The following is a 23,816-nucleotide window of genomic DNA, read 5'->3' on the forward strand; positions in this document are numbered from 1 at the left end:
TTCGGCGATATTAGCGGGAGGTTTTCCTGTTAAGTGGCCGGATGAGCTTCATTCGGCGACATTAGCGGGAGGTTTTCCTGTTAATTTGGTTTTCTGAGCTTACAGTAACACCCCAACCGCAAGCTACTTGCCCAACGTCCGCGCAGCAGCATTCGTCGTCGAAGAAGCGCCCAAGCAAACTAACTTAACGGGAATTTCTCCCGCTAAATCACGCTATAAATGCGCCGTTTCTGCATTTACATGGAAATTCTCCTGCTAATTCCTCGTATTTCTCCCGATTTGGGCGTTTCACGTAAAATTAACGGGAGGTTTTCCAGTTAAGTGCCTGGTTGAGCTTCATTCGGCGACATTAGCGGGAGGTTTTCCAGTTAAGTGGCCGGATGAGCTTCATTCGGCGATATTAGCGGGAGGTTTTCCTGTTAAGTGGCCGGATGAGCTTCATTCGGCGACATTAGCGGGAGGTTTTCCTGTTAATTTGGTTTTCTGAGCTTACAGTAACACCCCAACCGCAAGCTACTTGCCCAACGTCCGCGCAGCAGCATTCGTCGTCGAAGAAGCGCCCAAGCAAACTAACTTAACGGGAATTTCTCCCGCTAAATCACGCTATAAATGCGCCGTTTCTGCATTTACATGGAAATTCTCCTGCTAATTCCTCGTATTTCTCCCGATTTGGGCGTTTCACGTAAAATTAACGGGAGGTTTTCCAGTTAAGTGCCTGGTTGAGCTTCATTCGGCGACATTAGCGGGAGGTTTTCCAGTTAAGTGGCCGGATGAGCTTCATTCGGCGATATTAGCGGGAGGTTTTCCTGTTAAGTGGCCGGATGAGCTTCATTCGGCGACATTATCGGGAGGTTTTCCTGTTAATTTGGTTTTCTGAGGTTACAGTAACAACCACAACCGCATGCTACTTGCCCAACGTGCGCGCAGCAGCAGCATTCGTCGTCGAAGAAGCGCCCAAGCAAACTAACTTAACGGGAATTTCTCCCGCTAAATCGCCCTATGAATACGCCGTTTCTGCAATTACATGGAAATTCTCCTGCTAATTCCTCGTATTTCTCCCGATTTAGGCGTTTCGCGTAAAATTAACGGGAGGTTTTCCAGTTAAGTGGCCAGATGAGCTTCATTCGGCGATATTAACGGGAGGTTTTCCTGTTAATTTGGTTTTCTGAGGTTACAGTAACAACCACAACCGCATGCTACTTGCCCAACGTCCGCGCAGCAGCATTCGTCGTCGAAGAAGCGCCCAAGTAAACTAACTTAACGGGAATTTCTCCCGCTAAATCGCTCAATGAATGCGCCGTTTCTGCATTTACATGGAAATTCTCCTGCTAATTCCTCGTATTTCTTCCGATTTGGGCATTTCGCGTAAAATTAACGGGAGGTTTTCCAGTTAAGTGGCCGGATGAGCTTCATTCGGCGATATTAGCGGGAGGTTTTCCTGTTAAGTGGCCGGATGAGCTTCATTCGGCGACATTATCGGGAGGTTTTCCTGTTAATTTGGTTTTCTGAGGTTACAGTAACAACCACAACCGCATGCTACTTGCCCAACGTGCGCGCAGCAGCAGCATTCGTCGTCGAAGAAGCGCCCAAGCAAACTAACTTAACGGGAATTTCTCCCGCTAAATCGCCCTATGAATACGCCGTTTCTGCAATTACATGGAAATTCTCCTGCTAATTCCTCGTATTTCTCCCGATTTAGGCGTTTCGCGTAAAATTAACGGGAGGTTTTCCGGTTAAGTGGCCGGATGAGCTTCATTCGGCGATATTAGCGGGAGGTTTTCCTGTTAATTTGGTTTTCTGAGCTTACGGCTCTGCCAAGAAAAATAGCTGCGCCTAAGTCATGAATGACCTGGCACAGCCCTGATTAGTTACTCTGGTTTGTCCTCTGGAGGAAGCAGCACGATACGTCCTTCCCCGAGCTCCACGCGAAGCTTGTTGGAGTTTTTGACGCCAATCGACTCCAAGTAGTTCGCTGGCACCTGCAAACGGCCTGCCTTATCCAGCACCGCATACTCCACATGCGTGCCTTCTTCATCCTCCGTTTGCTCAAGCTCGGCCAGCTCTTCCGCGTATGACCGCCTGCGCAGCATCTCGGATGAAATTTTGCCGTCGCGGATAGCCGCTACGCGGTCTACCTTCTTCGCAAGCTCTGGATCATGCGTAACGATAACGACCGTAATGCCGATCGTCCGGTTCAGCTCGCGGAACAAATCCAATATCTGATTCGCCATCCGCGAATCTACGGAGCCTGTCGGCTCATCCGCAAGCAACAGCTTCGGATGATTGGCAAGCGCGATCGCGATGGCCACGCGCTGCTGTTCACCGCCAGAGAGCTCGTATAGCTTGTTCGATGCGCGGTGGCTTAGCCCCACAGCATCGAGCAGCTCCTTCGCCCGCCAGCGCTTGCGGCTGCCCGTCAGCAAAATCGGCAGCTCTACATTTTCGAGCGCCGTCAAATACGGAATAAGGTTTCTCGCATTATTTTGCCAGACGAAACCGACGCTTTCCCGTTTGTAACGGACAAAATCCCGTTCCTTAAACTTCAGCATGTCTCTGCCGTCAACCGTCAGCTTGCCGGCCGTTGGACGGTCCAAGCCCCCGAGCATATTAAGCAGCGTCGATTTGCCGCTGCCGCTGTTGCCGATAATGGCCATGAGTTCACCGCTATCAATATGAAGATCGAGGCCTTGCAGGGCGAATACCTCTAGGTCGGCTGTTTTGTATATTTTGACTAGCCCTTCGCAATGAATCATCCGTCAATCCTCCCCTAGCTTGATCGCTTGATGAATGCGCAGACGGGACAGCATATAGGCAAGTATGCCAAGACCGAAGAGCAGCATGAAGCCGACAAGTATATAAATACGCATTAAATCCGACGAATCGAACATGACCTTGAACGGAGGAACGAGGCTGCTCGGATTAAACGCAATTTGAAAGTTTGGCACATACAGCAGGCTCGCCACATTGCCAACGCCTATTCCGATAAGAACGGCAACGCCGGATGTGAGCAGCTGCTCGACGCCGAGCATGCCAATGAGCTGTCGGAGCGATAAGCCAATCGCGCGCAAAATGCCATTTTGCAGCGTCCGGCCGCGCAGCGATAATACCCAGTACAATAAGAAGCCGATAAAGCTAACCAGTATCGAGAGAACGAAACCAAGCGTCAAAATGCCGTTCAGCGCCATGAGGAATGGATCGTTTTTGGCATCCACAAGCTCTAGCCTCGTATTGACGATATTCGTAATGGGAAGCTTCGATTCCTTGAGGCCTTCATAAAACTCCGCTGTGCTGGTCTCTGGCTTCAGCTTAATCCAGACATCATACGGCTCAAGCGCAAGCATGACCTGAATGCGCGGCAAGTGCCCTACGATCAGCATCGGAGCGTTGCCTTTTGACGCTTCTTCGCTCACATCCACGCTCCCTACAGCCGGATTCGGGTTAAAGGTAGGGAAATACTCGATGATGCCATACACCTTAAACGGCTGCTGCGGCACATCGCTCCAGCCTACCCATATCGTATCGCCCGGCTTAACCTTCTTCTGATCGGCGAGCGTTTTGGAAATGAGCACGGCCTGCGAATCTCCTGCGAGAAGGTTCAAGTAGTCGTTAATCGGATAATCAAGCAAGCTGTCACGGAACCATGTCGTTTCTCCGAACTCGTCTGAGTCGATGCCGATCAGCGTTGCCGCGCCCGTACTGTCATTGACGCTGAAACCAGCCTCCTTCTTGAACACTTTGGCAGCATGCTCTACACCTTTAATCGCCTTAAAAGGCTCAAAAGCCGGCTCTAAATAATGGACAGGCGCTTGTACGACAGGCGCTGCCGGCTGCTGCATACCCGGCGGCGCCGGAGGAGGCGCATCGTTGATCCACTGTGCGGTCAGCACGATCTCGGCACCATTTCCATATTTGATCCGATCCTCTGTATTGTTATTGATCGTCCTTGCAGCCGAGGCGCTAAATACGCCTGTTGCAATCGTCATGATGAGGAAAATCATCAAAAATTGGTATTGCGAGCTAGAACGGCCAACCTGGATTAACGTTGCATACACGGAAGGCGGCCACCATTTTTTGCCGGCCCAGTATACGAGCCTGAGCACCCACGGATACAAGCGAAGCAGCAGCAAGCCCGCTCCCATAATAAATAAGGCTGGAATAACGAATTGCAGCGGATCGATATTCAAATCGTCAGCATTCAGTCCCAGGCTTTGCAAATCGGCGAGCCGCTTTCTGAACGTATACATGCCGTAAATAGCGAGTGCCAGCGCAATGACATCGAGAAACATTTTATGCCAAAGCGGTGATTTCAGCATTCTTGCCAATTGCTGTTTATGTCCAACAATCGAGACGCGAGTTGCCATGATGATTGGAATAAGCATAATAACGAAACATACGCCCGAGGCGATTGCCCCGTAACGGTAAGCTTCCTCGGTAAGCCTGACGGGCAGCCTCACGCGCTGCACGAACTCCAAGAAACCGTTCGAAGCGCCCAGCAGCTCTGTCAATGCGACCCCCAGCAAGGGTCCTACGCCAAATGCGATGCCGCATAAAATAATGCCCTCTACCGCATACGAAGTAATAACCTGCCATCGTGCCGCTCCTCTGCTGCGCAGAACGGCGATTTCATTTTTTTGCCGGTCGGCGATAAGATTCGACACCATGAACATATAAAAACCGAGCATAATCAACACCGGAACATTTAGCGACCACATTAACGTTCTTAACTGCTCTGCCCTGTCCATATATTTCGCGATCGTATCCAAAGCCGGCGTTTCAGTCACCGCCTGATACATCGTCACGTTATTGAGCATAACGTTGCGGATCTTACTGGTCGTCTGGATAAAATCGTCCACGAATCTCAGCTCAAGCTTGGAATAATCCAGTACAAAAAACCAACCGACAGACGCAACCGGAATTCGCGCCTCCTGCATCAGCTGTTGCTTAGCCAGCTTGTCGCTAATGACAAAGCTTCCGCTAAGCTCGCTCAGGTCCGTATCCCGAAAGTAGGGATCGTCATCCTGCAGCTTTTCAAATACGCCTACCGGTTTAAACTTTATTTCCCCGGCAATTTTATCGTCGTCGACAAAAAACTCGGAATCAAGCACCGTTTTAAACTGAATAAGTCCCCGCTCCGTCACGAGCACTTCATATACGCCATCGACGGGCTGCTGTTCCGCAGGCATTCTGCCGTCCTTCAGCTTAATATGCTTCTCTAGATCAGAGAAGGAGCGAAGCGCCATCGTTTTGAGCGATTTTTTCGTATTCGGCTCAGGATCATTTGTGGGCCTTATCTTCATCGATTTCGATTGGAAATCGACAACAAGCTCCTGCACCGGTATTTGGAAACCTGCGGCGGCTTGCTCATGGATGTACCGATCCACTTTCGTATAGATCTTATTCATCTGCTCGGGCGTTTCTTTGGTATAAAATAATTTGTTGTATTGGCTGCCGGGATACACGCTCCTCTTGGTTTGCATCGTCTCCAAATCCTTGACCAGCATTCGCGAGAGCACTGCTTCCGAATAAATGGGCATGCTGCTGACCAAAGCGACAGACATAACCAAACCAATAAACAAGCTCGCAACCAACCACTTGTTTTGCACCATTTTGCGAATAATCATGACGAACAAAGCCACGCGAAAACCTCCCAAGCGTAAACGACTGATAACGTATTGCCTTATAACAAGCTCATGCTTTTGTTATTGCAGGACGACAATCGCGCCTTCTTCCAGACCCTTCGTGATTTCAATTTCCGTCGAGCCCTTAACGCCCGTTTCGACATCGATCTCACGTATTTTATTGCCTTCCTCCAGCGTTCTTACGAATGTTCGGCCAAGGAAGCTGCGCACGCCGCTGCGCGGAATTTTCAAAATATCATCACGCTGCTGCAGGATGATCTTCACATCTGCAAAAGCGCCAATCGACGCATCCGCCGGCACTTTCGGCACCTCGATGAACAACGTTTTGGAGTACCGCTCTTGAAGCTGCGCGTTTAATGTCGTAGGAGCGGACGATGGCGTCTGCACCACTTTGCCCTGCAGCTCCTGCGAGCCGAATTTGACCAAAGCCGGGAAGCCCACATCCACGCCGCTAATTTCAGCGCCCGCTTCGACCCGAAGCGCCACGCGCAGCTTCGATGGATCCGATATAATGACTAGCGTCTGGTAAGCCTCGACAAAATCGCCTTCATCCAAATCCTCGACAAAAGTTACCTGACCGTCCATTCCGGCTACAAGCTGCTTGCTGTTAAAGGTTTTCATCAGCCGCTCCAGCTTTAAATCCTCAATCTCCATTTGCAGATTGGCAATGTCAATCGCATCGCTGTCCCCGCCTAGTTTGGCCTGCTTGAACGCCAGCTTCGCCTTTGCAAACGCAAGCTCCTGCTCCTTCAATTGGATGTCCAATCCGTCTACGTTGAGTTGAACGAGCACGTCGCCCTTCTTCACCTTGCTTCCTGAGGTTACCAGCATCTTCGCAATACGGCCGCCTTGGCCTACAAACTGAGCAATTTCAGACTTCGTAGATTCCAATGCGCCGCTTCCATTAATGTCCTGCGTAATCGTGCCCTTCTCAACCGTGACCGTTCGGTAATTTTCCTGTGCCGGCTTAATTAATGGAGGCTTCAGAGCTTCCTCCTCGGCAGGCAGCAAGGAGCACCCTGTTAATGAGGCGCTGATGAGCAGCGCGAATGACCAGCCAAGCAGCGGCTTAAGCTTTTGCGACAATTTGTCCATCCTCCAATTCATACACTTGGTCAACGATTTCCATAATAGCAGGGTCATGCGTGGTCATAATGATCGTCATGCCTGCCGTCTCTACCAAATCGCGGAACACCTTCATAATTTGCAGTCCCGTCCGGCTGTCCAGCTCCGCAGTTGGCTCATCCGCCAGCAATAGCTTTGGCTTATGGGCGATTGCTCTAGCAATTGCCGTCCGCTGCTGCTCTCCGCCCGACAGCTCGAATGGCCTATGATGCATGCGCCCCTTCAGGCCAACCTGCTCCAAAGCTTGGACAGCGGCTTCCTTGCGTCCGCTCGCTGCGACGCCCGCAACCCGCAATATAAACTCTACATTCTCATATGCAGACATAAGGGGAATCAGCGCAAACGATTGAAAAATAAGTCCCATTTCCTTGCGGCGCACCATATCTCTCTCCTGATTCGACATCGCTGTCAAATCACGGCCTGCAAATGTAATTTGCCCTTCCGTTGGACGATCCAAGGCGCTAAGCAAATTAATCAATGTCGTCTTCCCCGAACCGGATCTTCCTTTGAACGCAATCAGCTTGCCGGAAGGGATCGATAAGTCCACGCCCTTCAATACGGTAACTGCGCCGCTCCCCCGTCCAAACGTTCTTTTTAAAGCGCTTGCATGAATCATATCATGCTCTATCAGCTGCATCTATCAGAAAACCTCCGTTTCCAATAAAACGTTTACATTTGTATCAATTTCCATTTTAAACCCATCTCGCATTATGTACAAGCCATTCTATTACTACTAAGCAATTAAAAAAGCCTATGAAATCCATGCTTAAGGATTCATAGGCTTTAAGTCCGCTTATATGTCAAGATTCAAGAAAAAGATAACAGCCGTAACCGTTATAATGCTTAAAATAGTAGAAACGAACACGGATTGCGAAGCAAATTCGGCTTCATTGTCGAACTCAACCGCGAGCAGCACGCTGCTAAGAGAAGTTGGCACGGCCGACGATACGATCAAAGCTGCTGCCGTCAGCTTATCGAGTCCCATAAGCCACACGATCAGCCATGCGAGCAATGGGCCGGCAACAAGCCTAAGCATACCCGACAGGCTTACATCGATGAGAAGGGAACGTTTGATTTTCCACTCCATATTGCCAAGTTGAACGCCAAGCGTAATGAGCGCGGTGCCGATGAAGGCGTCAGCCAAGTAACCTAGCGGCGTAGCAATCGGCTGCGGGATCGCCACATGGAATCCTCTTAATAGAAAAGCAAGCGGAATGACATAAATGATAGGCATAGAAATAATCGTGCGCCAAATCGCACGCATATCGGCTTTATGCGCATTTACGCTATAAATGCCATAGGTATTGGGCACAAAGGATTGCGTCATCATAATAAGCACTTGAATGGCGAGCGTCTTCTCGTTCCCGGCAAATGCCAGCTGATTAAGCGGTATGCCATAATTGGCGCTGTTATAAAAGAGGATGCTGTTGCGCATCGCGCTCTTCATGCTGGGCTTATATCCTCTTATGCGGATAACAACCTCAACGATCAAATACTGGGCAACCATAAATACGACGAAGAAAAACAAAATTTTGCCGATTACCGAAACGGAAATATCGGTTTTGTACAGCAGGTCGAACATGATCGCCGGCGAAAATAAATAAAAATTCAGCTTCGATAACGTTTTGATATCCAGCTTAAACGCACGTTGAATCAGAATGCCAAGCCCAATCATAATGACCATCGGAAGTACGTTCGTCATCAATATATGAACAAAAATATTCATTCCTGCATCTGCTTCCTTCTATTATATAGTGTGAGTAATGGGTCAAGTCGTCCCTCCCAGGTTCGCATCACTAATTTTAATAGGTTCATCGCCTATTAGGCAAGCTTACTTTTTGTCTCGGCATGCAAAAACGGACAGCCGTCGTCCTTAGCCAGCGCTGCCCGTTCTGATTAGCTTATCTCCTACAGCTGCTGCTCCTGTTGATAGAGCACTGTAGACAAGTAACGCTCGCCGTTGCTTGGAATAACCGCAACAACGCGCTTGCCCGCATCTAGCTTGTGTGCCAATAGAATGGCTGCAAAGACAGCTGCGCCCGAGGAAATGCCGCCTAGGATGCCTTGCTCCTTCGCTACTCTTCTTGCGACAGCCCCTGGCGTAAGCACCAGTTCAGCGCCATACGCACGCAGCAGATTGCGGCGCTCCAAGCTCATCGTTTCATGCATTACGAGAATGGCCTTGCGGCACGTGCCGTAATGATCGTGGGTCATGCCAAGAGCTATACCGCGACATTGCCTTGCGAATGCTCATACAGCTCTTTATAATGACCGTCATGCTCCAAAAGCTGCTGATGATTGCCTTGCTCCACAATTTCACCATGGCTCATCACAATAATGCGGTCAGCTTGCATAATGGTAGACAACCGATGCGCAATGACGATCGTCGTCCGATCCTGCGAGACAACTTGCAGCGCGTTCTGAATCAGCTGCTCCGTATGCGAATCAAGGTTGGCGCTTGCCTCATCCAAGATAAGAACCTTTGGCTTAAAGACGATAATTCTCGCAAAAGATATCAGCTGGCGCTCGCCTGCCGACAAGCCGCTTCCCCGCTCCGACAGCTTCGTTTCATATCCGTTCTTGAGCTTCTTGATAATGGCATCCGCTCCAACGAACTCGCAGGCGCGAATAACCTCCTCGCGGGAGATCGAATCATCAAACATCCTTATATTTTCAATGATGCTGCCTGAATAAAGGTAAGGCTCCTGCTGAACCAGCCCTACTAATCGGTGCAGCGTCGCTTGCGGAATATCCCTCACATCCGTTTCATCGATCCGAATGCTTCCTTCCTTCACATCGTAAAAGCGGCATAACAAGCTGATGAGCGAGCTTTTGCCTGCGCCAGTCGTGCCAACGACGCCGATAAGCTCACCGGAATTGATATGCAAATCCAAATCCCGAATAATCGGTATCCCTTCCTCATAGGAGAAGGAGATGTGGTCGAAGTCGATGCGTCCCTTCACCTTCTCTAGGTTGTAAGCCGGTAATGAAGCCTGACGCTCATCCGCCTCATCATGATCCGCATGCGATTTATGCAAATCGACAGGCTCCAGATCACGATCCGTAATATCCGGCTTATTCGCGAATACGCTCCAAATTCTTGAAATCGCAACCGTTGCAGACTGCAGCGTATTCCACTGCTGTGTAATCGTATTGATCGGCTGAAAAAACTGGCGGATATACGTAATGAACGCATACAAAACACCGAATTCGAGATGCTGTCCCAGCACGGCGTTGCCGCCGATCCAGGTGACAAAAGCAATCGATAGATTGCTTAAAATATCGAAGGTACGGCCAAACACGACATTCGTCCGAATTTCCCGAAGATTAGCTTTAAAGTACAAGCCGTTCCGCTCGTTGAATTGCTTCTCTTGCTCCTTCTGCTGGTGGAACACCTGCACAAGATTCATGCCAGAGAGGTTCTCAGCTACAAACGCCACCATGCGGGACAATCTCGTTCTCGCCAGCTGATAGGTCGTACGCATGAAAGACCGGAAGGCAATCGCGATCACCCAAATAATCGGCAGCAAAATCAAGCAATATAGCGCGAGCTTCGTATCGAGCTGGAACATGATCACGACGATAAAGATGAGCGTAAGCCCGTCTCTAAATAGACTCAGCAGCACCTGATTAAAAAACTGGTTCAGCGCCTCCGTATCGCTCGAGACATGCGTGATGAGGCTGCCGCTCGACATCCGGTCGAAATACCGCATCGACTGCTTCAATATATGGCCAAAAAGCTGCTTCCGGATGCGTGACACGATGCTTTGACCGATATTTTGGAGCAAGTTGTTTTGCAAATACGTGAATAGCAAGCTGGATACCGATAAGCCTAAATAGATGAAACAAATCGTAAGCAAGCCTTTGTAATCGTTTTTGCCGGAAAGCAAGTTGTCATCAATCGCGATTTTCATTAAAAAGGGCTGCAGCAAATCAGACAGAATCGCGATTAACGTACAGCAAAATACGCCGATGAATGCCCAGAGATGCGGTCTCGCATAGCTGAAAAGGGTACGAAACGCTGGTACATAATTCGGCTTCTGTTCAGGTGCATTAGGATCGCCCTTCTGATCCGCCTGCCAATTATGAATGGCTTGTGCCGGTCGCATGCTGACTCCCCTCCTCCTGTATGGCGTGAAGCGTTGCATAAAGTCCTTGCTGCTCGAGCAGTTCCGAGTGGGTGCCGCGCTGCACAATGACGCCGTCATCCATGACTATAATTTGCTCCGCATGCTTGATCGCGCTAATGCGATGCGCAATGATAATCGTTGTTTTATCGTTTCTCTCCGTTTGGATCGCGTCAATGATATCCTTCTCCGTCACGGCATCCACCGCGCTGACGCTATCGTCCAATATCATAATCGGAGATTCCTTAATCATCCCGCGAGCTAAGCTGGTACGCTGGCGCTGGCCGCCAGACAACGTTAAGCCGCGCTCGCCGAGCCGCGTTTCAAACTTATTCGGCAAATCAACGATGTTATTATAAATTTGGGCATGCTTGGCAGCAGCCTCAACCGCTTCAAGCTCACGTTCGCGATCGGAGAATGCAATGTTCTCCTTAATCGTTGTACTAAACAGAAAGCCATCCTGCGGGACGTAAGCAACTTGGGTGCGCAGACTCTCAAGCGTCATCTCTCTCACATCCGTCTGCCCATACCATATTGTCCCCGGAGGCGGGTCATAGGTTCGGAGCAGCAGCTTCATCAGCGTCGTCTTCCCGCTGCCGGTTCGGCCAATGATGCCAAGCGTCGTGCCTGGCTCAACGCGCAGGCTGATGTCTTTCAGAATAGGATTGCCGCCTTGCTCGTAAGCAAACGATAAATGGTCAATCCTGATGCCGGCATCATCTAAATTTACAGCCTTGGCGCCCTCAAGCTCCACGATTTCCGAACGCTGTGACAGCAAGCCGTTCAGCCGCTCCAGCGAAGCACGCGAGCGTTGGATCGTGTTGATGACGTTCCCGATTTGTTGAAGCGGATTCATCAGCATGCGGATATAGAGCGTTAGTGCAACGAAGTTACCAAGCGAAATTTGTTTCGTAATCGTCATATAGCCGCCAAAGGAAAGCGCGACGATCAGCCCAATCGCGCCAAGAAACGGAATCAACGCTTGGAAAAAAGACGAAACGCGAACCAGCCGCAATTGATTATGCCGGATTTGATCCACCGTTTTGCCGAAGCGCTCGATCATGATGTCTTCCACTGCAAACTTTTTCGTTACCCGGATGCCGCCAAATTGCTCCTCGGCCGTTTCCGTCATCGTCCCAAGCGCTTCTTGCACCTCTAGCGACCTTTTTCTAATAATCGGCCCCAAATAAACAACGATAATCGGGATCAGCAACAGCGGAAATACAGATGCCAAAATCAGATAATAAGGAATATGGCTGACAAGCATCATCGTAATAGACGCCACAAGCAGCATGGATGCGTTTGCGGTTTGGTTGACGCCCATAGAGATCGACTCCCGAACCGCAGTAACGTCATTCATAAAATAGCTGAGCAGCTTCCCGACGCCATTTTTCGAATAGAAACGTTCGCTCATTTCCGTAAAATGCTTGAATAGCCCTCTTCGGACGAGAAATTCAAACTTTCTGCCCACATACATGACCAAGTACATCGCTACGCCGTTAAACAGCACTTGGCCAACGCCGATTAATAGCAGGAGCAGGCTATAGTCCACAATCAGCTTGCTCGTTAAACCGCCAATTTGCAGCTTATCCGTAAACTGCCCCAGCACCTTCGGAAAAAATACGTTAATCGTGTTCGATATCAAATGAAAAAAGATAGAGGCTACGTATAGGTACCACGTTTTCCGAAAAAAATCAGTTAACAAGCTATTGGGCTTCAAAAAACGATCACTTCCCATTTTCAAAGTATGTTTTACGATACATCCGTTTGCGGGAATTGCAATTCATAAAGCTGATTGTATCGCCCTTGAAGAAGCAGCAGCTCCTCGTGCGTACCGTTCTCCACGATTCGTCCTTGCTCCAGTACATAAATCTGATCCGCCTGCTGGATCGTGGATAGCCGATGCGCAATGACTAGGCATGTGCGCCCGTGCAGCAATTGCGCCAGCGCCTCTTGAATATGCTGCTCCGACTCCGTGTCGAGCGACGCGGTCGCCTCATCCAAAATAATGACCCGTGGATTTTTCAAAATCGCCCTCGCAATGGACAGCCGCTGCTTCTGGCCGCCCGATAGCTTCACGCCACGCTCGCCGATTTGCGTTTCGTAGCCCTGCGCGAACGAATCAATAAAGCCGTCGGCATTCGCAGCTTTAGCGGCAGCGAGCACCTCATCATCCGTCGCATGCAGATTGCCATAACGGATATTCTCCTCAATCGTCCCGTTAAACAAAACGATATCCTGCGACACGATCCCAATTTGCTCTCTTAACGAGGCTAACGTAATATCCTTGAGCGAATAGCCGTCGATTGTGATGTCTCCGGACTGCGGATCATAAAATCTAGTGATGAGATGGGCAATCGTCGTTTTGCCTGAGCCGGAAGAGCCGACGAGCGCGGTCACCTTGCCTGCTTCAAGCTCCAAATGGAAATCTTTTAATACGGCGGAGTCTTTGGAATAGGCAAAATCAATATGATTAAACACGATTTGACCGCTTGCTCGCGGCAGCTTGATCGCTTCCTCTTTCTCCACGATTTCTGCATTCGTGTCCATAACCTCCATAATGCGCTCATACGCGGCAGCTGATTGCTGAATCGTATTGATAATCCGGCTAAAATGGCGAACCGGGTTTTGCAGCAGCCGCAAATAAGCAATAAAAGCAACGATCGTGCCGACCGTCATCATGTCCTTCATGGCTAGCCATGCGCCAAACACAAGGACGATGGCAAGGCCGAGAAAATTGAGAAAATCAATAATAGGCTCATAAGCAGCCCGCAAGCGTGTCACTTGTATATTTGCATCCATATTCCGCTGGGTGCGCTCAGCGAATCGATCCGACTCGTAAGCCTCCGCGGTAAAGGATTTGATGAGCCGTATGCCTGTTAGCGTATTTTGCAAATGGTCGCTGACATCGGCTACGGACTCCTGCACCGTTCGGAACGAGGAACGCATTCTTTTGCCAAATATTTTGGTCGTAAGTATCATAAACGGGAAGGTAGCGAGCAGCAGCAGCGTTAGCTTCCAATCGATCCAAAGCATATAAATCGCAATCGCTGTAAAGGTGAAAAAATCGGTAAATAATTGCATCATGCTGGAGGAAATCATTTGCTGAAGGATGCTTACGTCGTTCGTAACCCGAGACATCAAATCGCCGGTCCGATTGCGGTCAAAAAAGGATACGTCCAAGCTTTGCATGTGGCGGTACAAATCATTGCGAAGATTGTAAAGCACCTTCTGGCCGACGGAGGCCATCAGGGAAGTACTGATATAGCGCAGAACGCCGAGCAGAAGCGCGGCACCGAGTACGCCGCCGCCAATAAGAAACAGCTTGGAAAACAGCTTATTCGGAATAACGTGGTCAATCGTAAGGCGCGTTAACTGCGGAACGATAAACTCCAGCAGCGAAATGGCGATGACGCAAGCAACAGCCCCGATTAGCAAGGGCAGCTGCATTCGCGCATGCGTATAGACTCGCACGAACATGCTGACGATGCTGGCGGGCTTAGCTTTCTCTCCCGTTACGAACTTTCTCATGCCGCCCATTCCTCCGCCTGGCCGATAGGACTGAGCAGAATTGTAATTATTGCTCATACGCTTCACCCTCGTCATCGCCGTTTTCCGCTTCCGCAGCCACTTGCCGGAGCGAGACGCGCAAATGATCGAGAATCGTACGCAGCTGAGCTGCCTTTCTGCTGTCATTCACGACTGCCCGCTCTGCCGCCTTCAGCAGATGCAGCAGCTCTTTGCCCGCCGGCGTTAATCGCCGATTCCGCTTGCTTCGGTCAAATGGCTCGCCTTCCTCCTCGGCGTAGCCATATTCGCGGCGCTCGGGTCCGTTAACGGCATTTTCCTTCTCTTCAAGCAAATAGGCTCTGCCGTTATCCGTAATTTCAAAAATTTTCTTGCCATCCTGCTTAGAGGATTCTACAAATCCTTGATCCCGCAGCATCTGAAGGGTTGGATAGATCGAGCCTGCGCTAGGCTTGTATGTGCCGCCCGATTGATCCTCAAGCGCCTTCATCATTTGATAGCCATGCATGCTTTCCTGCTCCAGAAGCTCAAGCAAAGCATATTTGACTCCGCCGCGGCTGAAATAACGTCTGCCTGAGCCGCTCACCTCTCTTTCTAGTGCATGATTTAAAAACAACCGTTCCTCTGGCTGCCATTCTTCTGTCATTACGTATTCTCCTTCGTTAACGATATATCGTATTACTTCAAATACTATACGATATATCGTTAATTGGCAATTACTTGTTACGAAATAGTGTTTTCTGCCAAAAAAAAAAGGATATCATGTGATGCTCTGATAACCTTCATATGATACGGTAGAAATAAAAATGTAATGCCGCCTGATGTCAATCATCATCGTTGCAGTTATATTGCCTAGTATGCGGTTAAGACGCCTCTTGCATGAATGCCGTGCTCAGCTACGAACTCGCTCAGCTCCACAATTAAATTGCCCTTGCCGAAGGATAAAAACTTTCGTCCTTCCTCCGCTTGCTTCTTTGCCATAAGATCCAAAAACCGAATAATCATTTTTCGCCTGCGTTTAATTTCAGGATAACCGTTATCGTACAGCCACTGATCGATCGTATTGTAGACACCACGATTCAGTTGATACATTTGCAAGCAATAATGATGAAAAGCCAAATCAGGCCATTCGTATACGTCCATAGTAAGGTGGTTCTTCATTATCTCTGTTTCCGAGCCGCAGAAGGAGCCTTCTCCGTGTCATAGCGACTGCGTTCAGTCCGATCAATCTGTACGATTTGCCCGTTATGAATCGTGATCTGAACTACGCCATATTGAACGCCTGCCAATTGCTCCTTAATGCGTTTCAACCACTCATCCGCAACCTCAGCCGGTCGAGACATATACAACATCCTCTCCAAAGTTATAGGTTCAGCCCTAATGAGCTCACAACTTGATCATCTGAATTTTTTTGATTTCCAGCAGGCTCTCTGCCAAAGGACGGCGGCCGGTCGGACGCTCTTTCTCTTGAAAGGATTCATCCAGTGAATCGGCATCCCCTCGGTGGCCAAGCGCAATAACGGCATGAAGCGCAATATGCTCCGGCACTGCCAGTAACTAACGAGCTGCAGCACGATCAAAGCCGCCAATCGCCCGCGTTGAAAGGCCAAGCAGCCGCGCCTGCAATGCAAGCGTCGCCCATGCCGCCCCGGAATCAAAGGCGTGCGATACGTTGGGATCGCCATTTTCCCGAGTGGTTCACCCTTCAACACCTCCCCTTCCAAAAAAATAAAAGAAGGCGCACGACAACCGATTCGGCATTCGGTTGGCATGCGCCTCCAGTTTTCTAGTGAGCGCGAATGTGAATAAACTACAGCGACACTTATGCCATAATTTCTTATTCAGTTTCCAATTCTATTCCCGACTAATTCAATAGGATAAATTTAATTTACCATGATGTTTTCTATCCGTCAACAAATATCCACTAATCAAGTTGACGTTTTTGCATAATGGCAGCAAGCGCCGGCTTCGTGCGATACAAGTGATAAAGAATGCCAACCATGAGCCAACATGCGCCCATTATTAAAGCGGTTCGATCCAGCAGCGTCAAGAGCCATCCTACAAAACACGCGCCAGTAAGCGGAATAATCAAATAAACAATCGTTTGTGAAAAAGATCTTCGTTTCTCCTTCACGTACATTTGCACGACGACTGAACCGTTAACGAACACAAAAGCCGTCAAAGCCCCGAGGCTAACGAATTTTATAGCCGTCTCCAGACTTAAAACCAGCGCGAGCATCGAAACGACGCATACGGCGGCAATGCTGTTGACGGGCGTCTTATATTTGGAGTGCAGCTTGCCAAAAAAACGTCTGGGCAGCGTCGAGTCGTTGCCCATCACATGCAGTAGCCTCGATGCGCTCGTCACAGCGATTACGCCTTGCGTAAATACAGCCATGATCAGCACCGAGATAAAAAGCGACTGAAGGCCGGCGCCGCCGACAAGCCTCATCAATTCAAACCCTGCGGCATCGCCATTCGTAAAGGAAAGGCTTGGAAACACCAGCTTCGTTAATACAGAAACGACGATATACATGACCGCAGCGATAAGCACGATAAGCATGATCGCGCGCGGTATCGTTTTATGAGCGTTGATCGTCTCATCCGCCAGCGTGGTAACCGTATCAAAGCCAAGAAAAGAGAAGCACACAATCGAAGCGCCAGTCAAAATCGCGGAAATCCCCCATTCACCATGAGGCAAAAGCGGTTGAACGGCAATCGCAGCCGCATTGGCCGCTAACCCCTTAATCAGAAACGCACAAAACAAGGCAATAAATAAAATTTGCACGACTACAAATATTTTGCTTAGCCCAGCCGAGAATTTTATGCCTATGATATTCACAATCGCAAAGATGAGATTGATGCCTATGATCCATACGGAAGCCGGAACGGCTGGGAACTGGGCATGCATATAAAGACCGAAGGTTAAGCATGCGATAACCGGAGAGAAAATATATTCAAGCAGGACGACCCAGCCTACTAAGAAGCCGGCATAGGGATGGATCGCTTTTTTGACATAGGTATAGGCGGAGGCAGAGGACGAGAATCTTTTGGACATGACGATATAGCTAAGCGCCGTTAATAAAATAGCCGCTGCAGCCACGGTGTAAGAGCTGGTCATCCATCCGCTAGAGCCTTCGTAGGCAATGCCATAAACGGTAAAATAAATCATAGGCGACATCCATGCGAGTCCTAATGCTACAACCTGAAACAATGTTAATGTTCTGCGGTACGTCACTTTCTCTTCCATCTGCTGCACCCTCTGCCTTGTTAATTGGTCATTTCACTGTTTTTAAAAACAACAAAAGCCAGGGAGGCATCGTCATTAGACAATCTCCCGGGCTTTTATCCCTCCGTGAACACAGCATGCTGTGCGTCTTCTCTCGGTCCAGTCCGTAACAATCGTCCGCGGAACCCTAGAAAACTATTAATATCGTTTATATATGATAAGTTTCCTCACAAAATATTCAAATAACCGAACATTAAATATCGTTTTTTCTCTTATGTTAAATAACATAACATAAACTGTTCTGTATTTAAAGATTTTATTTCATGAAATTAGAAGTGATGAGCTGCTTCTCTTCAGCTCTCCAATGCCCTATTAAAAATTCGAAACAAAACGCCTATGTTTGCGTATGATAACAAACGACAAATTAGTAAAAAGATGGAGGTGAATAGATGAACGGGTTCGGACCTTCATTCGGCGGCGGGTTTAATTTGATGTTTACGATCATCCCGATATTGGTTGGCATCGGCTTTATATTCGTTATTGGAGGGATTTTGTACAGCCTTATCAATCATGCAAAAAATGCTAGAGCTCCGAAGGAATCGTGCTACGCACGCATCGTATCCAAGCGGATGGACGTCCGCCACCATACGAATCACCATAACCATGACGGCGCCCATCATTCCACGAATTCATCGCGAACCTACTACTATATCACGCTCGAATTTGATAACGGGACGCGAAAGGAATACTTAGACGTAAAAAACTTATACGGCTTGGTCGTCGAAGGCGATACCGGCTATGCAGCCGTACAGGGCGAGTGGATCGTCGCATTTGAGCGCAGCCACAGCGAGCCCCTACGCTAAACAAGAAAGAGCACGCTGAATGGTCAGCGTGCTCTTTCTTGTTTAATCCTACTCATTTTTTGTTTGTCCTTGATCAGCTATATTATAAATCAAGCTTTAACAAACGAAAGTTTTTCTTTATGTAGTTGTAGCCGGAATAGATCGTTAAGATCAACGCGACGTACATCAAAATTTGATCGACAGCCATGTTTGTAAAAAAACGGAAAGGCAAATTGTTTAACAGCACTGCCGCAATCGCAACCACCTGCGACACCATTTTTATTTTGCCGAATTGATCCGCTTGAAGCGCTATTTTTTGAGAGGCCGCTACCACTCGAATGCCCGTTATAATCATTTCTCTTCCTATAATGGCAACTGCGATCCAGGTATATACAGGCTGTGAGGCAAGATTAAGAGTCCTCCTAAACCTAAAAGCGCCAAAAAGGAGCAATTAAGCCGCGTAGCTCCTACGCTGCTCTCCTCCAATTGGCGCTTTTGATGCTTCTATTACACTAGCGACTTAATGCTTCGCTACTAATTGCTGAAGCTCTGACAGCAGCTGATCCAACTGCGTGTATTCCTCGACCATCGTATGAATCTTAATATCCTGCGTCTCCATGCTTGCATGGACCTCTTCGACGGAGGCCATATTTTGCTGGGTAGTGGCCGCAATATTAACCATTTCATCAGCCATGCTCGAATAGCGCTCATGCAGATCGTTTGCGGAGACTCCCACATTATCCGAATGGCGCTTCACAAGCTCCGTATTCTCGTTAATTCGCTCCATAAGCTGCTGTACCTGTTGAGAAACTTCCCTGCTGTTCATCACAGCCTCTTGCCCGCTCTCCACCTGCTCATGAACGGCACTGATTTGCGAACGAATGCCGGATAAAATATCAGAGATTTCACTGGTCGCAACTCTTGCATTGTCTGCCAGCTTGCGAACCTCCCCGGATACGACGGCGAATCCTCTGCCATGCTCGCCAGCCCGTGCCGCTTCAATAGCCGCATTTAGCGCCAGCAGATTCGTTTGCTCCGCAATGTCGCTAATGGTGCTTACGATAGAGCTTACGCGATCATTTTGTTCATTAAGCTGCGTCATCATCTCGACCGTATGTTTAATAATCGAGCGCACGCTTTCCACTTCGTCCGAGAGAGTAGCCATTTGTTCGCGGTTTTTCTCCGTCAACTCGGCATTGCTCGCGGAATATTGCTGCAACTGCTCCGCACCTTCCAGCAATTGCTTAACCGAAGCATCGATGACCTGTGACGACTCGCTGATGTTCAGAATGGTTGATGTCTGCTTCTCGATAGCAGCCGACATTTCGGAGAACGTAATCGTGACTTCCTTCGAGATGTCTCCCGTCGAGCGAACCGTCGTCTGCTGGCTGCTGCTAAATTCCGTCAATACGATAATAGACGATTTGAGCTTGTCCAATAGCCCCTCCGCCATATCCTTGGCAGCTAATGCCTCACGCTGCTTGTCCGTCACCTGCCGCTGCAGTCTGCCGCTGAACCCAGCGGAAAAAGCCATCGCAACGGTTGCAAACGTTAAATACAAAAACAAATACGCCAGCGATTCATTTGGGAAGAGCTTCGGCTGAAGCACGGGATCAAAAAATAAATAGGTGCTGAGCGCCGCTCCCAAAACCCCGGTAAAAATAATAGGCCTATAATCCGCATACAAGGTAATGATCGCTAGATTGACATACACCAAAAAATAAGTGCTTACGATCGGATTCGGATCAGACACAATCAATAGAGTTACGATAACGGTCAAAATAACAGGCACTAAATATTTAATATATCCCGTAAAAATTTTCCGGTATGTCATGAAAGTTGCTGCACCACACAAAAAGATACCGACCCCTGCAAGCAGGAGAATCATGTCCGCGCCGAGCCCGATAGCAAGATCTGTGGCGATCCCAAGACCAAGGAGGCTCCAAAGGATTTTGATTAACAATCGATTACGCTTGTCAAGTTCTGTTAATTCTTTTTTCACGACATTTCCGCCTTTTCTAAGTTAACTAATACGTCCGTAAGCTTCGCTCAGCCCTCCGCACCGGTTGTGGCAAGAACAGTCTCTTGCGGATAGACGAGCCATTCATAGCGCTGCTTGTTGCGATACATTTGCTCCATGTTGAATAATACCGGTACGACATCATCTCCCTTATAAAAAACCTTCTCTCCAACCTTTTCAAGCGGTACCTGATAAGTAATGCGAAGGGCTCTTAGAAATACAGGCTCCAGAAGCGAGACAAAATATTTCATTTGCAGCTTTTCAGCAATATAGACGGCCGAGGACAGCAGGTCAGCAATATATCGCCCGCGATACGGTCTAAGCAGCGCGATCTTATCGATCTCAGCGATTGCGCCAGCTGCTTCTATTACTTTTGGATACGTTTGAAAAGGGCCTGCATCGTTAATCGAGCTTGAAATTAAGCTGTAAGGCTTAATTTCAGACGTTCCCACATAGTGTCCTTCCGCAGTAACAACGACAAATCGCTCAAGAGCATTCTCAGAAAATTCAAGTTCAAACCCTTTCTCCATCCAGACGGTAGTCCAAATGCCGTTAAACATCGCTAGCTCCAGCTCGTTCTCCACTCGTTTAAACATGATTTTTCTCCTTTATCTCTCTATTTTCTCGTAGGTTTCTTCGCAGATAAAATATGTAGGTTAATTATTTATCGGAATTAATAACTCAATAATTTACCATTTTAACGGAACCATAATAATATTTAATGAAATTGTGACGACGAGGATGGAAGGTTGGAAAGTAAATATATGTTAAAATTCTCCTTTCAGTTGATGTATATCCGCTTGCCAAAATAAACCTTCTTAATCCCAAGCTGACAACTAGGGATTTGAAACACATCGTAACATCGGCATTATTAATTGTCAATACTTTCCTTAAATGTTTGTTTCAAAATAATGATATCCGTTTATATATAACTAAGAAATCGAATACAAGTTGGTCAATAAGATCAACAAATACCAATCGAGGAGAGATGACAAATGTCAAGAGAACACTCTAGTAACGGCGTATTGTTAGGCGCAATTGTAGGAGGAGCTATCGGAGCCATCTCGGCACTGCTATTTGCTCCAAAATCAGGTGCTCATCTTCGGGAGGATCTCTCGAACAAGTTCAAAGAGATTAGCGAAAAAACAAAAGACATCGCGACTGCAGTGGGACAAAACACGAAAGAGCTCGCCGCTACTGTCGGGCAAAATACAAAGGATCTAGCCAGCAACATCAAAGAGGAAGCCGGCGATTTGGTGGATCACGCCAAAAAATCCAACCAGCATATTATGGAATCCTTCTCTTCTGCGAAGGAAGACGTTAAGGATGGACTTGCTACCTCTGGGAGGTAATATGATGAAGACGGAGCTTGAAACGACTACAAACTCCATGGCACCGACCGAGGAAGAAATGGTTAAGCTTGGCGAGGACATGGAGCAAATGGAAACGAATGCAGAGGTTATTGAGCGGGGTCTGGTTCCAGACCCCGCTCAATAATAAATACGAACTTCATTAAAAAATCCCCTTTCCATACGCAATATGGAAAGGGGATTTTTATATTTTCTAAACTAATCAAATGCTAAAATCCGGACGCTGATCTACGAGCAATAGCTTAAGCTTCTCAATGGCCCGCTTCTGGATACGCGATACGCTCATCTGCGATACGCCTAACTCATCGGCGATATCACGTTGTGATTTGCCGCTATGATACACGAGCAGAAGCACCTTTTTCTCCTCCGTCTTAAGCTGATCCAGCGCCTCCTCCAGATCCAGACGATTATCCACATTCTGATAATCGTCCTTGTCTGAGCCGATAAGATCCCCTATCGTTGCGGCGCTGTCTCCTTCGCTCGACAAAGGCGTATCAAGCGATACATAATGATAAGATTCACGGCAGGACAGCACCTCGATCGTTTCTTCTACGGAAAGTCCGAGATGGACTGCAATTTCCTCCATTTTGGGCGAATGGCCAAGCTCCACCGTTAAGTGATCGATAGCCTGCTGAATGAGCAGTCCCTTCTCTTTAATGCGTCTTGGCACCTGGATATACCATGATTTATCGCGTAAGTAGTTTTTTAGATGACCGATAATGCTCTTCATCGCATAACCTTCAAACGGAATTTCCCGCGAGCTGTCATACTGCTTAAATAAGCGCAGCATAGACAGCTGGCCGACCTGATAAAGATCCTCGTAAAGATCAGGCCGACTGCGGGACATTTTGGCGGCTGCCATCTTCACAATCGGCTCAAAATGCTGCAACAATACGGTCGCCGTATCGTTGCAATTAGTTTCCTGATATATTTTCATTTTTTCGATCGTTTCTTTTGGATCCAGGCAAGAAGAATTCACGCTCATGCCATCTCCTCTTTCCTACCAAATAACTTGGTGAGAATCACCTCTGTACCTCTTTCGGTAAAAACCTCTACTTTATCCATTAAAGCATGCATCATGAACAGCCCGAGCCCGCCTGCTGTCACCTCTTTCAGTTCCTTGTTGTGCAGGGAGACGGATTTGCTGATGGCAGGCTCGTATTTGAAGCTTTCGCCTTCATCCTTAATCCGTATGGAGATGCCGTCCCGCTCAATCTCAAAGCTGATGTCTACAACTCCAGGCTGCTCGTTGCTGTAGGCATGAAGCACAACGTTCGTGCAAGCCTCCGTAACCGCTACCTTCATATCTTCAATTTCCTCATAGGAGAAACCTGCTTTGCTTGCAATGCCAAACAATGACAATCTAACAATATCGATATATTCCGCCCGCGCCGGAATCGTCAACCGAATGAATGAGTTCATAGTTTCTTCTATCCTCTCTTGTATGTTCCTATTATAGCTCATATTTTTTTCACTTTATTCCATACCCTTATTGTGGAAATCACGCCGTCAAATACCGTGCTAATTAATCCGGGCTCTCCAGCGGACTTCGCCTTCTTGCCCTCTCCCTTAATAGAGGCTACCACACTCGCAGCCGACTCTTTGGCTGCACCGGTAAAGGAATGCAGGGCATGACCTAGATCATTAACTGAGGCAAACAACACATCCAGCGAGCTTAGCTTCGTTCTTACATCAAGCGTCATCGCATTCGTATTATGAATCGCTTCTTTCACCTCGACGCTGATTTGCGTAACTTCCGTTCTAAGCGAACCGATCGTTACCCGCATCTCATCCAATGCGCCTCTCAAAATTTTCAACGTTTGAATGAGCGAATACAGAAGTACAAGAAACGCAATTGCTATAACAGCAATACTGATTTGCATTAACATATCCATCGTTGTCACCACTTTCTTTTTTCATTAGTTACCCGCTATCA

Annotated in this window: 22 protein-coding genes, 1 pseudogene and 1 riboswitch; of the genes and pseudogenes, 3 read left to right on the top strand and 20 right to left on the bottom strand. The window is 48.2% G+C overall.

Annotated features, from left to right (window positions below):
- Positions 1-1,868: 1,868 nt before the first annotated feature.
- The 14 genes and pseudogenes from A7975_RS15275 to A7975_RS15335 all read right to left on the bottom strand — a co-directional run bounded on the left by A7975_RS15275 (position 1,869) and on the right by A7975_RS15335 (position 17,669).
- Entirely contained in the window at positions 1,869-2,753 is an 885-nt protein-coding gene (locus A7975_RS15275; protein WP_065385645.1) for an ABC transporter ATP-binding protein, read from the bottom strand.
- A 3-nt stretch (positions 2,754-2,756) separates the two neighbouring features.
- The gene (locus A7975_RS15280) at positions 2,757-5,636 is read right to left on the bottom strand and encodes an ABC transporter permease (protein ID WP_065385646.1); all 2,880 of its coding nucleotides are present in this window, start codon (positions 5,634-5,636) and stop codon (positions 2,757-2,759) included.
- A gap of 63 nt (positions 5,637-5,699) precedes the next feature.
- Positions 5,700-6,725, bottom strand: coding sequence for an efflux RND transporter periplasmic adaptor subunit (locus tag A7975_RS15285; RefSeq protein ID WP_053372312.1), 1,026 nt, complete (start codon positions 6,723-6,725; stop codon positions 5,700-5,702).
- Positions 6,709-7,401 (bottom strand): ABC transporter ATP-binding protein, encoded by a 693-nt coding sequence (locus tag A7975_RS15290; RefSeq protein ID WP_065385647.1) that lies wholly within the window; start codon positions 7,399-7,401, stop codon positions 6,709-6,711. Before A7975_RS15290 ends, A7975_RS15285 begins: the two co-directional genes overlap by 17 nt.
- A gap of 156 nt (positions 7,402-7,557) precedes the next feature.
- Positions 7,558-8,490, bottom strand: coding sequence for an AEC family transporter (locus A7975_RS15295; protein WP_065385648.1), 933 nt, complete (start codon positions 8,488-8,490; stop codon positions 7,558-7,560).
- Between the two features lie 182 nt (positions 8,491-8,672).
- Positions 8,673-8,852, bottom strand: a pseudogene (locus A7975_RS35655) (cysteine synthase A); the annotation flags it as partial.
- Between the two features lie 134 nt (positions 8,853-8,986).
- Complete coding sequence (locus A7975_RS15305; RefSeq protein ID WP_065385650.1) at positions 8,987-10,873, bottom strand: ABC transporter ATP-binding protein; 1,887 nt, start codon at positions 10,871-10,873, stop codon at positions 8,987-8,989.
- Positions 10,848-12,611, bottom strand: coding sequence for an ABC transporter ATP-binding protein (locus A7975_RS15310; RefSeq protein WP_141680303.1), 1,764 nt, complete (start codon positions 12,609-12,611; stop codon positions 10,848-10,850). Before A7975_RS15310 ends, A7975_RS15305 begins: the two co-directional genes overlap by 26 nt.
- Before the next feature lie 32 nt (positions 12,612-12,643).
- Complete coding sequence (locus A7975_RS15315) at positions 12,644-14,479, bottom strand: ABC transporter ATP-binding protein (protein ID WP_255314293.1); 1,836 nt, start codon at positions 14,477-14,479, stop codon at positions 12,644-12,646.
- Entirely contained in the window at positions 14,469-15,065 is a 597-nt protein-coding gene (locus A7975_RS15320; RefSeq protein WP_065385652.1) for a PadR family transcriptional regulator, read from the bottom strand. Before A7975_RS15320 ends, A7975_RS15315 begins: the two co-directional genes overlap by 11 nt.
- A gap of 206 nt (positions 15,066-15,271) precedes the next feature.
- Complete coding sequence (locus tag A7975_RS15325) at positions 15,272-15,580, bottom strand: hypothetical protein (RefSeq protein ID WP_053372319.1); 309 nt, start codon at positions 15,578-15,580, stop codon at positions 15,272-15,274.
- On the bottom strand, positions 15,580-15,762 hold the full coding sequence (locus tag A7975_RS15330; RefSeq protein ID WP_053372320.1) for a YezD family protein: 183 nt from the start codon (positions 15,760-15,762) through the stop codon (positions 15,580-15,582). Before A7975_RS15330 ends, A7975_RS15325 begins: the two co-directional genes overlap by 1 nt.
- Before the next feature lie 43 nt (positions 15,763-15,805).
- On the bottom strand, positions 15,806-15,967 hold the full coding sequence (locus tag A7975_RS34180) for a nitroreductase family protein (RefSeq protein ID WP_176707734.1): 162 nt from the start codon (positions 15,965-15,967) through the stop codon (positions 15,806-15,808).
- Between the two features lie 376 nt (positions 15,968-16,343).
- Positions 16,344-17,669 (bottom strand): APC family permease, encoded by a 1,326-nt coding sequence (locus A7975_RS15335; protein WP_065385653.1) that lies wholly within the window; start codon positions 17,667-17,669, stop codon positions 16,344-16,346.
- A gap of 82 nt (positions 17,670-17,751) precedes the next feature.
- Positions 17,752-17,850, bottom strand: a riboswitch (guanidine-I (ykkC/yxkD leader).
- 247 nt (positions 17,851-18,097) lie between these two features.
- Between A7975_RS15335 and A7975_RS15340 the strand changes: the two genes are divergently transcribed.
- Positions 18,098-18,511, top strand: a complete 414-nt coding sequence (locus A7975_RS15340) for a DUF2500 domain-containing protein (RefSeq protein ID WP_065385654.1) — start codon at positions 18,098-18,100, stop codon at positions 18,509-18,511.
- Between the two features lie 82 nt (positions 18,512-18,593).
- Here the strand turns inward: A7975_RS15340 and A7975_RS15345 are convergent, their stop codons facing one another.
- From A7975_RS15345 to A7975_RS15355, 3 genes are all read right to left on the bottom strand, one after another.
- Positions 18,594-18,941: a CDP-alcohol phosphatidyltransferase family protein gene (locus A7975_RS15345; RefSeq protein ID WP_369688924.1), complete on the bottom strand. Its 348-nt coding sequence runs from the start codon at positions 18,939-18,941 to the stop codon at positions 18,594-18,596.
- Positions 18,942-19,010: 69 nt separating this feature from the next.
- Complete coding sequence (locus A7975_RS15350) at positions 19,011-20,378, bottom strand: methyl-accepting chemotaxis protein (RefSeq protein ID WP_483295921.1); 1,368 nt, start codon at positions 20,376-20,378, stop codon at positions 19,011-19,013.
- Between the two features lie 161 nt (positions 20,379-20,539).
- Positions 20,540-21,106 carry a hypothetical protein gene (locus A7975_RS15355; protein WP_065385657.1) on the bottom strand — a complete coding sequence of 189 codons (567 nt, stop codon included), beginning with the start codon at positions 21,104-21,106 and terminating at the stop codon, positions 20,540-20,542.
- Between the two features lie 399 nt (positions 21,107-21,505).
- On the opposite strand from A7975_RS15355, the gene A7975_RS15360 reads away from it, so the two are divergent.
- Both A7975_RS15360 and A7975_RS34185 read left to right on the top strand, forming a co-directional pair.
- Positions 21,506-21,862 carry a YtxH domain-containing protein gene (locus tag A7975_RS15360; RefSeq protein WP_065385658.1) on the top strand — a complete coding sequence of 119 codons (357 nt, stop codon included), beginning with the start codon at positions 21,506-21,508 and terminating at the stop codon, positions 21,860-21,862.
- Position 21,863: 1 nt separating this feature from the next.
- On the top strand, positions 21,864-22,007 hold the full coding sequence (locus tag A7975_RS34185; RefSeq protein WP_176707735.1) for a hypothetical protein: 144 nt from the start codon (positions 21,864-21,866) through the stop codon (positions 22,005-22,007).
- Positions 22,008-22,082: 75 nt separating this feature from the next.
- Here A7975_RS34185 and A7975_RS15365 read toward each other — a convergent pair whose 3' ends face one another.
- Genes A7975_RS15365 through A7975_RS15375 form a run of 3 tightly spaced genes read right to left on the bottom strand, consistent with a single transcriptional unit; the run spans position 22,083 to position 23,775 of the window.
- Positions 22,083-22,865, bottom strand: coding sequence for a sigma-70 family RNA polymerase sigma factor (locus tag A7975_RS15365; RefSeq protein ID WP_053372328.1), 783 nt, complete (start codon positions 22,863-22,865; stop codon positions 22,083-22,085).
- Positions 22,862-23,302 (bottom strand): anti-sigma B factor RsbW, encoded by a 441-nt coding sequence (rsbW, locus tag A7975_RS15370; RefSeq protein WP_053372329.1) that lies wholly within the window; start codon positions 23,300-23,302, stop codon positions 22,862-22,864. Before rsbW ends, A7975_RS15365 begins: the two co-directional genes overlap by 4 nt.
- Positions 23,303-23,340: 38 nt before the next feature.
- Positions 23,341-23,775, bottom strand: coding sequence for a DUF948 domain-containing protein (locus A7975_RS15375; RefSeq protein WP_053372330.1), 435 nt, complete (start codon positions 23,773-23,775; stop codon positions 23,341-23,343).
- Positions 23,776-23,816 lie beyond the last annotated feature (41 nt).

Source organism: Bacillus sp. FJAT-26390 (assembly GCF_001682865.1).
Classification (GTDB): Bacteria; Bacillota; Bacilli; order Paenibacillales; family Paenibacillaceae; genus Pristimantibacillus.

Coding starts and splice junctions, on each gene's coding strand:
- A7975_RS15275 (WP_065385645.1), bottom strand. CDS start 2,753: ATGATTCATTGCGAAGGGCTAGTCAAAATATACAAAACAGCCGACCTA.
- A7975_RS15290 (WP_065385647.1), bottom strand. CDS start 7,401: ATGCAGCTGATAGAGCATGATATGATTCATGCAAGCGCTTTAAAAAGA.
- A7975_RS15295 (WP_065385648.1), bottom strand. CDS start 8,490: ATGAATATTTTTGTTCATATATTGATGACGAACGTACTTCCGATGGTC.
- A7975_RS15305 (WP_065385650.1), bottom strand. CDS start 10,873: ATGCGACCGGCACAAGCCATTCATAATTGGCAGGCGGATCAGAAGGGC.
- A7975_RS15315 (WP_255314293.1), bottom strand. CDS start 14,479: ATGAGCAATAATTACAATTCTGCTCAGTCCTATCGGCCAGGCGGAGGA.
- A7975_RS15320 (WP_065385652.1), bottom strand. CDS start 15,065: ATGACAGAAGAATGGCAGCCAGAGGAACGGTTGTTTTTAAATCATGCA.
- A7975_RS15325 (WP_053372319.1), bottom strand. CDS start 15,580: ATGAAGAACCACCTTACTATGGACGTATACGAATGGCCTGATTTGGCT.
- A7975_RS15330 (WP_053372320.1), bottom strand. CDS start 15,762: ATGTCTCGACCGGCTGAGGTTGCGGATGAGTGGTTGAAACGCATTAAG.
- A7975_RS15335 (WP_065385653.1), bottom strand. CDS start 17,669: ATGGAAGAGAAAGTGACGTACCGCAGAACATTAACATTGTTTCAGGTT.
- A7975_RS15340 (WP_065385654.1), top strand. CDS start 18,098: ATGAACGGGTTCGGACCTTCATTCGGCGGCGGGTTTAATTTGATGTTT.
- A7975_RS15350 (WP_483295921.1), bottom strand. CDS start 20,378: ATGATTCTCCTGCTTGCAGGGGTCGGTATCTTTTTGTGTGGTGCAGCA.
- A7975_RS15355 (WP_065385657.1), bottom strand. CDS start 21,106: ATGTTTAAACGAGTGGAGAACGAGCTGGAGCTAGCGATGTTTAACGGC.
- A7975_RS15360 (WP_065385658.1), top strand. CDS start 21,506: ATGTCAAGAGAACACTCTAGTAACGGCGTATTGTTAGGCGCAATTGTA.
- A7975_RS34185 (WP_176707735.1), top strand. CDS start 21,864: ATGATGAAGACGGAGCTTGAAACGACTACAAACTCCATGGCACCGACC.
- A7975_RS15365 (WP_053372328.1), bottom strand. CDS start 22,865: ATGAGCGTGAATTCTTCTTGCCTGGATCCAAAAGAAACGATCGAAAAA.
- rsbW (WP_053372329.1), bottom strand. CDS start 23,302: ATGAACTCATTCATTCGGTTGACGATTCCGGCGCGGGCGGAATATATC.
- A7975_RS15375 (WP_053372330.1), bottom strand. CDS start 23,775: ATGGATATGTTAATGCAAATCAGTATTGCTGTTATAGCAATTGCGTTT.